General features: G+C 54.7%; 9 protein-coding genes and 1 tRNA gene. 5 read left to right on the top strand and 5 right to left on the bottom strand.

Going from position 1 to position 12,106, the window contains the following annotated elements; translation table 11 throughout:
• Positions 1 to 23 precede the first annotated feature (23 nt).
• Positions 24 to 530 carry a G/U mismatch-specific DNA glycosylase gene (gene mug / locus ACMYSK_RS22670; protein ID WP_434638636.1) on the bottom strand — a complete coding sequence of 169 codons (507 nt, stop codon included), beginning with the start codon at positions 528 to 530 and terminating at the stop codon, positions 24 to 26.
• A 124-nt stretch (positions 531 to 654) separates the two neighbouring features.
• Here mug and ACMYSK_RS22665 point away from each other — a divergent pair.
• Positions 655 to 730 (top strand) — tRNA-Ile (locus ACMYSK_RS22665).
• 416 nt (positions 731 to 1,146) lie between these two features.
• Here ACMYSK_RS22665 and ACMYSK_RS22660 read toward each other — a convergent pair.
• From ACMYSK_RS22660 to ACMYSK_RS22645, 4 genes are all read right to left on the bottom strand, one after another.
• A complete protein-coding gene (locus tag ACMYSK_RS22660) occupies positions 1,147 to 2,673 on the bottom strand; it encodes a sensor domain-containing diguanylate cyclase (RefSeq protein ID WP_434638635.1) in 1,527 nt (508 codons plus the stop codon).
• Positions 2,674 to 2,896: 223 nt separating this feature from the next.
• On the bottom strand, positions 2,897 to 3,220 hold the full coding sequence (locus ACMYSK_RS22655; RefSeq protein ID WP_434638634.1) for a DUF1889 family protein: 324 nt from the start codon (positions 3,218 to 3,220) through the stop codon (positions 2,897 to 2,899).
• Between the two features lie 180 nt (positions 3,221 to 3,400).
• Positions 3,401 to 5,326, bottom strand: coding sequence for a dihydroxyacetone kinase operon transcriptional regulator DhaR (gene dhaR / locus ACMYSK_RS22650; RefSeq protein WP_434638633.1), 1,926 nt, complete (start codon positions 5,324 to 5,326; stop codon positions 3,401 to 3,403).
• Positions 5,327 to 5,422: 96 nt separating this feature from the next.
• Positions 5,423 to 6,520: a glycerol dehydrogenase gene (locus tag ACMYSK_RS22645; protein ID WP_434638631.1), complete on the bottom strand. Its 1,098-nt coding sequence runs from the start codon at positions 6,518 to 6,520 to the stop codon at positions 5,423 to 5,425.
• A gap of 597 nt (positions 6,521 to 7,117) precedes the next feature.
• Between ACMYSK_RS22645 and dhaK the strand changes: the two genes are divergently transcribed.
• The 4 genes from dhaK (at position 7,118) to ACMYSK_RS22625 (ending at position 12,012) form a co-directional block, all read left to right on the top strand.
• Positions 7,118 to 8,188, top strand: a complete 1,071-nt coding sequence (gene dhaK / locus ACMYSK_RS22640) for a dihydroxyacetone kinase subunit DhaK (RefSeq protein ID WP_434638630.1) — start codon at positions 7,118 to 7,120, stop codon at positions 8,186 to 8,188.
• A 10-nt stretch (positions 8,189 to 8,198) separates the two neighbouring features.
• A complete protein-coding gene (dhaL, locus tag ACMYSK_RS22635) occupies positions 8,199 to 8,831 on the top strand; it encodes a dihydroxyacetone kinase subunit DhaL (RefSeq protein ID WP_434638628.1) in 633 nt (210 codons plus the stop codon).
• Positions 8,832 to 8,841: 10 nt separating this feature from the next.
• The gene (dhaM, locus tag ACMYSK_RS22630; RefSeq protein WP_434638627.1) at positions 8,842 to 10,263 is read left to right on the top strand and encodes a dihydroxyacetone kinase phosphoryl donor subunit DhaM; all 1,422 of its coding nucleotides are present in this window, start codon (positions 8,842 to 8,844) and stop codon (positions 10,261 to 10,263) included.
• A 90-nt stretch (positions 10,264 to 10,353) separates the two neighbouring features.
• Positions 10,354 to 12,012, top strand: a complete 1,659-nt coding sequence (locus ACMYSK_RS22625; protein WP_434638626.1) for a glycerone kinase — start codon at positions 10,354 to 10,356, stop codon at positions 12,010 to 12,012.
• The last annotated feature ends 94 nt before the right edge of the window (positions 12,013 to 12,106 follow it).

Here is a 12,106-nt window from a genome sequence, read left to right as displayed (position 1 = left end):
GACCACGGCACCGTCACGGGAGGCTATCGACCTCGCGACGCCAGCGCTTCATCCAGTTCACGATACGCCGCCACCAGCTTCTCCAGGGTCGCCCGATTCAATCCGCTGGGGTTAGGCAGCACCCACACTTCCGTATCGCCGATGGTCACCTGCTGCTTACCCCAGCGGGCACCGCGAACCTGAAACGCTTTCTCAAAAGCCTGCTTGCCAAGAATTGCCAGCGCCCGCGGCTGATACTGTTCAATTTTCAGCACCAGCTCCCGTCCGCCGCTGCGCAGCTCCTGCAAGGCAACTTCGCTGGCCTGCACCGTCGGACGCTCCACCAGCATGGTAATCCCGCAGCGCGTATCAAGCAGCTGCCGCTCCTCTTCCGGCTTCAGCAGGCGCTCGGTAAAGCCAGCCTGGTAAATCACTTTCCAGAAACGGTTGCCCGGATGCGCGAAATGAAAACCGGTATGGGCAGAGGACTTTCCTGGATTGATGCCACAGAAGATCACCCGTAGGTCCGGGGCCAGAATATCGTTAATCATCTTTCCACCCGCTCAATACCTAAAAGGTGATTATAAAGGATTGAAAATGCATTGTTTATAAAAACAGCAGCCGTGCGTTTTGCGCTGGATTGCATCTGCCAGTTACTTTATAATCCCTCGCCACGGCCCCTTAGCTCAGTGGTTAGAGCAGGCGACTCATAATCGCTTGGTCGCTGGTTCAAGTCCAGCAGGGGCCACCAAATAAAACAAGGAGTTAGATGAGAAATCGTCTAACTCCTTTTTGTTGTCATCCATAAACTGTCGATAGCACAAATACCATATTGAGGATCTGCTGACGCTCCGCATAAATCTTCGCTCGGGCTTCCATCCCGTTGCGTTGAGCCACGTAAGTGATGTGCTGACTCAGCTCATGATTGAGGTCCGGATCCTCTACGTCAATGTTGCCCAATAAAGCTAAACGTTCATCATGCGTTCCGCGTGGCAACTCTGATTATCCCCAACGCTGCTGTACTGCCAGACAGGCGACGGCAAACCCCCTTGAAAAGTTCACCTGTATTTCAGTCGCGAACTCTTTCTTCCGTTGCTCCGCAGGTAGCACGAAGTACTTTGCGTCTGCAAACCTTCTTCAGAAACGAGGCGACGTTTCTTATGACGATCATTCCCCGATGATACGGTTTTTGCCGGCCATTTTCGCCTGGTAAAGCCTGGCATCCGCTCTTTTCAATAGCTGTTCCGCAGATTCACCGCTGACGTGTTTAGCCATACCCGCACTGAACGTGACATGCAATTCGGCCTCCCGCCATTTACGGATAGAAACCATCTGCAACCAGGTATCAATCATCTGGTAAAAACAGTCATAATCTTCGCCGACATAGATAACACACAGCTCTTCCCCACCGAACCTGTAGATGCAATGTTCACTGCCAACCACCTGGCTCCCTGTCTTACTGACAGTTTGCAAAACAACGTCGCCGGCATCGTGACCATATGTATCATTTATCCTTTTAAAATCATCTATATCTATTATTGCCAGATAGAATGTCGTCTCATCTTTAATGAGCTGATGAATATCATCATCAAATTTTCTTCTGTTAAATATTTTCGTTAAGCCATCAACGGTAGCGTTATAAACAGCCTGTTCAAGATTTTCTTTATTCTTCCTGATATCGGCATAGATCGCACCCATTGTTATTTTCTCTTCCCTGGGGTCGATCCCATTAATCCCCATATAGAGCCTTGAGATTATCTTCTCCATGTACAACTTAGCCAGGAAAACCATAATCATGTAAAACACCAGACAGGATAACGTCACTATCCAGAATGTCTTTTTGGCAATACTGGTAATATCATGGTAATCACTTTCATTTACGATAGTAAAAGCGAACCAGTCAGGATTCATGAATGTTTTATAGAAAACAAAAACCTTCTCTTTACTATCATAAAACTCCCCTTCAACATCAGATGCCCGTTCAATCCAGGAGAGTGGCACCTTTTTACGGAGAATCTCGTTCTTGTTCTCACTCAGCACCACCTCCCCTGTCGACGAAGTAATTAAAAACTTACCATGATAGGGCGGCATTTTATTATTGATGGTGGAACTTATGGACTTTAAATCCAGATCGAATGCAATATTCCCGATAAAATCAGAATGTTTATTAAACAGATTCATGCTTACGGTAATAGACTTCTTTTTTAATTTAGCAGTGCCATTTACATCATCAATAATTGACGGGTAAGGTTCTGAATAGCTGATAAAATCCTTTGTAGCCGTCAGCGGGTACCACGGCCTTGAACGTGGAGAAAATTTACGTAACACAACGTTTGGATATATTTTATACTTATCGTTAGGATCCGAAATGATGACATTACTAAAAAATACGGTTGAGTCTGTTATTGCTGGTATCACGGTATTTAAATCAGTCTTCTCACCGCTCAAATACTTTTCGATATCCGCCTCGTCGATATTAGCAGACAGACTTCTGAACATTAACTTTATCTCATTGACCGGCGTTTCAATGTTGGCCTTTGAAGCGTTAGTCGTAAACCGGGACATGGTACTTTTAAATTCTTTTTTACTACTTAAATCAATATAGAGATAGGTATAAACACAAATGACAATGAAGGGGATGAGTAATATCAAAACTAAGCTGGCGATGGCTTTGTTTGTGTTATAGGGTTTCACGTTTGTCATTCCATTGCAAAGTGTAAGGTTATTCTATCATGAAGCTTTTAGGATAAAAATTAATTACCGTGAGCAACTATCTATTCGATTGTTTTTTGAGCGTTATGCTAACAGGATGATCATACTGAAAATATAAGGAGCGCCGTTAACAACGGATCGCTCCTTTTTTTATACCTTACACGCTGAATAGCGTAGTCCGGAATGTGCGGTTGCAACGCTCAACTCACACCAGTTCCCGGAGCTGCTCCCGCATGTAGGAAGAGAAGAACTCAGGGTTTTTAATGATGAGACGGTCACCAGATGCGATTTTATCTGCCCATCCGGCCACTTTTTCCGTGAAGCCGGTATTCCATCCCTCCAGCTGACCCCGCGCCATCACGTCGTCAGCACTCGCCGGAACACCTAGCTCATTCAAATACTTTAAAATTCCTTTAGCTGTGCTTTCATCCATTGAAGGCGGAGCCGGTTCTGATGTGTTCATTCCACCAATAAAATCTAATGCTTTATCTATCGCTGTTGGCATGCTCTTATCCTTAAAATTTACCATGTGATGAACATGTTTATACTATGGACCCAAGTCCGCCGGGATATCAAAGAGATCGTTGCCTTTCTTTGATTCAGCCCTCAGTCAAACGTTTGCATGGCGTTTTTCTGTTCGATAGGTCTGGCGTTGCACGCATAAACGCAGCCCCCGTCACATATGCCCGTAAGGGGGAACGCCGGGAAATCAGTCCTGGTTTTTGCGCTTAAACTGACTGGCGTCGATATCGTACTGCTTCATTTTGCGCCACAGCGTCGTGCGCCCGATATTGAGCAGATGGGACATCTCCTGTACCCGGCCGCTGGTGACGCGAGCAGCGTGGATAATGGCTTCTTTCTCAATGGCGCTGAAGGTCAGGCTGGCAGGTAACAGCGGCGACGCAGTGTCACTCCCCGGCCGCTCAGAGAAGAGATATTCCGGCAGGTTACTCAGGCGGATATGCCCGTTATCACTGCTGATGGCGATATTTTCAATAATACTATTGAGCTCAAAATCATTGCCCGGCCAGGAGTAGCTCACCAGTTGCGCAAGGGCGTCATCGTCCACTTTCAGGCGCGATGAAAAGCGCTTCTCCAGGCTACGCAGGCGGTTGTGCACCAGCGAGGAAATACTGTTGCGCCGCGATCTCAGCGGTGGAATAACTATCTCAAACGAGTGCAGCGCATAATAAAGCTGGCGGCTAAAGCGGTTCTGTTCCACCAGATTAGCCAGATCGACGGTTGTGGTGGCGATGACCTTAACATCCACCGGGATCAGGCGCCGGGCATCCAGCCGCGTTAACACTCCCTGCTTAATGACCTGCAGCAGCGCAGACTGTAGCTCCGGCGCCAGGTACTCAATTTTTTCCAGAAACAGGGTCCCGCCGCTGGCCAGCTCCAGGCGGCTCAGACGCCCGTTTTCATCATCGGTCGGCGCACTCCCCATAAAATCCAGGCCCAGCGCACTGTCGGCATACAGCTGACAGTTGACCGCAATATAAGGGCCGCCCGCCCGTTCACTTTCATTATGGATAGCCTGGGCGACCAGCTCTTTGCCCACGCCCTCTTCACCGCAAAGCAGAACCGGAAAAGCCCCCCGCGCCGCCTGACGGCCAAAATGAATCAGCCGCCGCGTCTCGGGGTCGTCCGAGGACATCTGCTCGAAAGTATGGCTCACTTTCCCCAGTTGACTGGTCATCAGCTGGCGCATCTGCTCCACCGGGTGCAGCAGTAAAATAAAGCTATTGCCCTGCTCTTCGACAATCGGTTTGAGGGTAATGACGGCATCGATAAACTGATGCTGGCTTTCAAACGTGACTTCCGCGTGGTTCAGCGCGCGCGCATGCTTAATAGCCCGGCGCAGCAGCGCCGGCAGCGTCACCAGTTCGTTAATATTTTTCCCCTGGCTGGTCTGCGCATCAAGATGCAGAAGCGTCGCGGCCTGGACGTTAAGAAACTGCAAGACCCCCTGCTCATTCCACGCCATCACGCCGTCATCCATGCTCTCCAGCAGGCCATACATCTGGTTGAGGTGGCGGTTGGATTCGGCCAGCAGGCTGTCGGTCAGCAGTGAGTTGCCCACTTCCCGGGCAATAGCCAGCGTCAGAGACAAATCAGAGGAAGCCTGCTCTTCGGTCAAACAGCACAGCGAAATAGAACCAAACAGGCGACCGTGGTTATCAAACACCGGCGTGGAGCTAAATGACCACCCGTGCAGCGCCTGTTTAAAATGTTGCTCGCCGGTCGTTTTCACCGGCTGACCCAGCATCGAAGCCAGCGACAGCGCGCAGGTGCCGATAATGCTCTCCGCACAGTAGCTGCCGTCGAGAAATCCAAGATCGGCCAGCTGCGCCAGCGTCTGCGGTTCCCCACAGCGGCTGAGAATACAGGCGGACTCATCGAGGATAAACAGCGCGCAGGGTCGGCTATCCATAAATTCCCAGGCATCTTCCAGCGCAGCCTGGCCAATGGTTAGCAGCGCGGTTTTACGTCGGCAGATTGATTCGAAAGTCAGCCCCTGCGCCTGATGCGGTGCCTGCCAGGTTTCCCGTGGCATAAACCGACTGCAACGATGCCACGACTGGCTGATAACGGAAGATACTGTTTTCCCGGAGTCCTGAGTCTGCGCCGTCATTTCCCTTTCCGCTGTTTAAAATAGATAACCCCTCCGGCAGACACTGCCAGAGGGGTAGGACACGCTTCATCCTGCAGGAAGCAGGTCAGCCAGAGGTTAACGCGCCAGCCACTGTTGGCCGAGCAAATCGGCCGTCAGGATCGCGGCGTAAACATTATCGGCCGCTACCGGGAATGGCATGTTATGGATCGTTTCACCTTCCGCGCAGGTCGCTTCCGCGACCGCCTGAATTTTTCCTTCAATGCCTTCTTTGACGCCCATTTGTGCCAGGGTCACCGGCAGGCCGACTTTCTCGCAGAAGCCCAGCACCGTTTCAATCTCTTCCATTGGGCTGTTTTGCAGCACCAGCTGCGCGAGGGTGCCAAACGCCACTTTTTCGCCGTGGTACAGATGGTGGCACTCTTCCAGAATGGTGAAGCCGTTATGAATAGCGTGTGCCGCGGCAAGGCCGCTACTTTCAAAGCCAATGCCGCTGAGGTAGGTGTTGGCTTCGACAATGCGCTCCAGCGCATCGGTAACCACGCCAGCCTGCGCCGCCAGGCGCGCTTTTTCGCCTTCGGCCAGCAGCGTATCATAACACAGGCGGGCCAGGCTCAACGCCGCCGCCGTGGACTGCCCGCCGGCCATGCTGGTCGCTCTGGCATCAAAACAGGCCTTGGCTTCAAACCAGGTCGAGAGCGCATCGCCCATTCCAGCCACCAGCAGACGCACCGGTGCTTTGGCAATAATGGCCGTATCCATAACCACCATATCCGGGTTTTTCGGATAGATCAGATACTCTTCAAACTCACCGGCTTCGGTGTAGATAACCGACAGCGCGCTGGTTGGCGCATCAGTAGAGGCAATCGTCGGGATCACCACTACCGGCAGCTTCTGGTAGAAGCCGATGGCTTTGGCCGTATCGAGCGTCTTCCCACCGCCAATTCCCACCACGCCGCGGCAGCCGTGCTGCTTCAGAATCGCAATCAGGCGGTTGATTTCCGCATGGCTGCATTCACCGTTAAAACGCGCCGCGTGGCAGCTTAAACCGTGGTTATGCAGACCATTGAGTACCTTGTCTCCCGCCAGCTTCATCACGAAGTCATCGGCAATCACGAAAAAACTGTCCGCCAGGTTTTTGGCATACTGGCCAAATAGCGTGGACGCATCAGGACCCTGAAGATATTTGGCCGGAGATTGAATAACTTTTAGCATTCCTTTCACCCTCAAATAAGTGCATGTTTTACATGATGAGCCCTGGCGTCATCCTGTTCAGCCTTCGGTTTATGGCGGAAACGGGATCGTGGCCGGAGCGATGCAAACACTGTAGGGCGAGCGGTGAACAAAAAAATTTTTCCCGTTTTTGTTCTGATATGAAACAGAGAATATTTTTTAACGTTCCATATTGGAACATCAATTACCGAAAAACGACGGGATTGCGATCCCGATCCGCTCATTCAATGCCATGCCGCGAAAAAAACCGCATAATCCGCCAGAGCCGTTGCTCTCAGCAGCAGAAAACATATCAGAAAATCTCGCTGCCACCCGCGCCTGTCGCCATTGAAGCCGGGGCGAAAAAACAGGCTTAGCTCGCATTTTTCTCTTTTCGTCGTCGATATCGTTTCATAACGGAACAAAAATAAATAACCGTGTTCCGTTATGAAACCGGTTTTCTCGACATTTTTTTTTCCGTTAACTCAGCCAGAATCATGACATCGCCGGGTGGTTCTTCACGCCAGACGATACCCCTACACGATGACCGCCTCCGTGCGTAGAGAGGCCGCATCGCATCACTCCGACGGAGCATACATAATGAAAAAACTGATTAACCGTGTCGAAGATGTACTGAGTGAACAATTGCTTGGCCTTGCCAGAGCCCACCCTGAATTAACGCTGCATCAGGACCCGGTGTATGTCACCCGCGCCGATGCGCCGGTCGCCGGAAAAGTGGCACTGCTCTCCGGCGGCGGCAGCGGACATGAGCCGATGCACTGCGGCTATATCGGCAAAGGCATGCTTGCCGGCGCCTGTCCGGGCGAGATTTTCACCTCACCGACGCCGGATAAAATGTTCGAATGCGCGATGAATATCGACGGCGGCGAAGGCGTGCTGCTGCTCATCAAAAATTACACCGGGGATATTCTCAACTTCGAAACCGCCACCGAACTGCTGCACGAAAGCGGCATAAAGGTGACTACCGTGGTGATCGATGACGACGTGGCGGTCAAAGACAGCCTCTACACTGCCGGGCGCCGTGGCGTCGCCAACACCGTGCTGATTGAAAAACTGGTCGGCGCGGCCGCTGAACGCGGCGATTCACTGGAGGCCTGCGCTGAGCTGGGCCGGAGGCTTAACAACCTTGGGCACTCTATTGGTGTTGCACTGGGCGCCTGTACCGTGCCGGCCGCCGGACAGCCATCATTCGAATTACAAGATAATGAGATGGAGTTCGGCGTTGGTATCCACGGCGAGCCAGGCATCGACCGCCGCGCCTTCAGTTCACTCGATCGTACCGTCGATGAGATGTTCGACACCCTGCTCGAGAACGGCACCTACAGCCGCACGCTGCGCGAGTGGGATACCGTCAAAGGAAGCTGGCGGGACGTCACGCAAGGTAAACAGGCGCTACAGAAGGGCGACCGCGTTATCGCGCTGGTCAATAACCTTGGCGCCACCCCGCTGTCTGAGCTGTATGGCGTATACAACCGCCTGGCCACTCGCTGCGAGGAGTACGGCATCGCTATCGAACGCAATCTCATCGGCAGCTACTGCACATCGCTCGATATGGTGGGCTTCTCCCTCACGCTGCTGAAAGTCGATGACGACACGCTGGCATTATGGGACGCCCCCGTTCATACCCCGGCGCTGAACTGGGGCCATTAAGGAGCACGACATGTCACTGAACAGAACGCAAATCGTTAACTGGCTCTATCGCTGCGGCGATATCTTCACCAAAGAGAAAGATTTTCTGACCGGCCTGGATAAAGAGATTGGCGATGCCGACCACGGCCTGAATATGTACCGCGGCTTCAGCAAAGTGGTGGAAAAGCTGCCGTCCATTGCCGATAAAGACATCGGCTTTATCCTCAAAAATACGGGGATGACGCTGCTCTCCAACGTCGGCGGTGCCAGCGGCCCGCTGTTCGGGACCTTCTTTATCCGCGCAGCCCAGGTGACACAGGCTCACCAGAGCCTGACCCTCGATGAGCTGTATCAGATGATGCGCGAAGGGGCGGACGGCGTGGTCAACCGCGGGAAAGCAGAGCCCGGTGACAAAACCATGTGCGATGTCTGGCTCCCGGTCGTTGAGTCACTGCGTCAGTCCAGCGAACAGCACCTGTCGGTTCAGCACGCGCTGGATGCCGCAGTGAAACATGCGGAAGACGCCGCCCGCTCGACCATCACCATGCAGGCCCGTAAAGGTCGCGCCAGCTATCTCGGCGAGCGCAGCATCGGGCATCAGGATCCCGGGGCAACGTCGGTGATGTTTATGATTCAGGAGCTGGCTGCGGCAGCCAAAGAGTAAGGATAAAGCGATGGTAAACCTGGTGATTGTTTCTCATAGCGCCCGGCTGGGCGAAGGTGTCGGGGAACTGGCCCGGCAGATGTTAATGGGCGACGACTGTAAGCTGGCGATCGCCGCCGGCATTGACGATCCTGAAAATCCGATCGGCACCGATCCCGTCAAGGTAATGGAGGCAATTGAATCCGTTGCCGATACCGATCACGTACTGGTGATGATGGATATTGGCAGCGCCCTGCTCAGTGCGGAAACCGCGCTGGATCTTCTCGATCCGGCGATTGCGGCAAAGGTTCGCCTGTGCGCGGCCCCGCTGGTAGAGGGCACGCTGGCAGCAACGGTCAGCGCCGCTACCGGATCGGACATTGATAAAGTGATCGCCGACGCCATGAACGCCCTGGAAGCTAAGCGCGTACAGCTGGGGTTACCATCGCTCTCACAAGACGCTGGCGAGGCCACGGCAATGGCCGACGATCTGAGCGGCCAGTCCGTCTCCGTGGTCATTAAAAACCACAACGGTTTGCACGTTCGTCCGGCATCGCGTCTGGTCGCCGCATTAGCCGGCTTCAATGCCGATCTGGTGCTGGAAAAAGGCGGCAAATGCGTCTCGCCGGACAGTATTAATCAAATTGCCCTGCTTCAGGTACGCCGCAACGATACATTGAGGCTGCTGGCCCGCGGGCCGGATGCCGAGGCGGCGCTGGCGGCATTTCAGGCGCTGGCAGCGGAGAACTTTGGCGAGCAGCCGGAGGCAACGCCAGCGGTCTCTCGCCCCGCCGCCGCGCGCGTTCAAGGGAAAGCAGTACGCTATCTGCTGCCTGACACCCGGCCTGAGCGGCAAAACGGCACCGATATCGCCAATGAACAGCGGCGCCTCCAGCAGGCAATCGATCGGACGCTGGACGATCTCAATGCGCTGACTACCCTGGCGGAGGATCGCTATTCTGCCGATATCGCGGCGATTTTCTCCGGTCACCACACGCTGCTCGACGACCCTGATCTCTATGAAGCCGCCTGTGACATCGTGCGCCAGGAGCGCTGCAATGCGGAATGGGCGTGGTCTCAGGTGCTGACCGATCTCAGCCAGCAGTACCGCCAGCTAAACGATCCCTATCTGCAGGCACGTTCTATTGATATCGACGATCTGCTCCACCGGACGTTGCGCCATCTGCAAGGCAACAGCGAGGAATCGAGGGCGCTGCATGAGCCGACAATTATCATCGCCGAGGATATCTTCCCGTCCACCGTCTTGCAGCTGGACACCCGGTGGGTCAAAGGGATTTGCCTGCGGGAAGGAAGCGAGGTTTCTCACGGCGCGATCATCGCCCGCGAAGCCGGCATCGCCTGCCTGTGCCAGCAGGGAGAGGCCCTGAAGCACATACGCGACGGTGAATCCCTCACGCTCGATGTCGCCGGCAAACGCGTTATCCGCACGTAACTCTTCGTTCGACATTCTCTGTACCCTATTTTTTACGCCGGAGGCTCCGCCTCCGGGGATACTGTTTACGCTCAATCTCCAGGAACCGTTATGTCTCAATTCTTTTTTAATCAGCGCGCCCGCCTCGTCGACGATGTCATTGAAGGAACGATTATTGCCAGTCCGTGGAATAACCTGGCGCGGCTGGAGAGCGACCCGGCGATCCGCGTGGTCGTCCGCCGCAACCTGAACAAAAGCAACGTCGCGGTCATCTCCGGCGGTGGCTCCGGTCATGAACCAGCCCACGTCGGTTTTGTCGGCAAAGGGATGCTCACCGCTGCGGTTTGCGGCGATATTTTTGCCTCCCCGAGCGTAGATGCGGTCCTGACCGCGATTCAGGCGGTAACCGGTGAAGCGGGCTGTCTGCTGATCGTTAAAAACTATACCGGCGATCGCCTTAACTTTGGCCTCGCCGCGGAGAAAGCTCGCCGTCTGGGCTATAACGTCGAGATGCTTATTGTCGGGGACGATATCTCTCTGCCGGACAACAAGCATCCGCGCGGCATCGCCGGAACCATCCTGGTGCATAAAGTGGCCGGTTATTTTGCCGAATGTGGCTATAACCTGGCCACCGTGCTGCGCGAAGCCCGCTATGCAGCGGACAAAACCTGTAGCCTCGGCCTCGCGCTCTCCAGCTGTCACCTGCCGCAGGACGCTGAAACGGCACCACGTCACCATCCTGACCAGGCTGAACTGGGCATGGGCATTCATGGTGAACCCGGAGCCTCGGTCATCGCCACCCAGAACAGCGCGCAGATTGTCCGTCTGATGGTCGAGAAACTGACCGCCGCCCTGCCGCAAACCGGCCGCCTGGCGGTCATGCTTAATAACCTCGGCGGCGTGTCGGTAGCGGAAATGGCGATTCTGACGCGTGAACTGGCCGACACACCGCTCCATCAGCGAATTGACTGGCTGATAGGCCCTGCATCACTGGTGACGGCGCTGGATATGAAAGGTTTCTCGATAACGGCCATCGTGCTGGAAGAGAGCATTGAAAAAGCGCTGCTTTCCGCGGTTGAAACAGCCAGCTGGCAGGCGCCGGTGCAGCCGCGAACGATTGAAGTGATGCCCTCTTCACTGCGCAGCACCCGCGTGGCGTTTCAGCCTTCTGACAATCACGACGTCGCGGGCTATGTCGACCAGATAACCGGAACCTTGTCTGGCCTGGAGACGCACCTGAATGCGCTGGATGCCAAAGTCGGCGATGGCGATACCGGCTCTACTTTTGCCGCCGGCGCGCGCGATATCGCCGACCTGCTGCACCGCCAGCAGCTGCCGCTCGGCAATCTCGCGACGCTGTTCGCCCTGATCGGCGAGCGTCTGACGGTGGTGATGGGCGGTTCGAGCGGCGTGCTGATGTCTATCTTCTTTACCGCCGCCGGGCAGAAGCTGGAACAAGGCGCCGGTATCCCGGAGGCCTTAAATGCCGGTCTGGCACAAATGAAGTTTTACGGCGGAGCGGATGAGGGCGATCGCACCATGATTGATGCGCTGCAGCCAGCGCTGGCGTCGCTGCTTGCCGCGCCGATGGATATGCAGGCGGCCTTTGCCGCTGCGCAAGCGGGCGCCGAACGCACCTGCCACGCCAGCAAAGCCAACGCCGGACGGGCATCGTATCTCAATAGCGACAGCCTGCTGGGTAATATGGACCCCGGTGCCCACGCGGTGGCGCAGGTCTTTAAAACCCTGACAGAACAACGCCGCAGCTAAGCCCGCGCTCACCGGCTGAACATCCCGGCGGCGCAACGCTTAGCCGGGCGCCAGAACTGAACGGCCGGTATCCCGGGCAAGGCATTGACGCGAC

This window comes from Klebsiella sp. I138, from assembly GCF_051131765.1.
GTDB lineage: Bacteria > Pseudomonadota > Gammaproteobacteria > Enterobacterales > Enterobacteriaceae > Klebsiella.
This window is presented reverse-complemented; position numbering and strand designations above follow the sequence as displayed.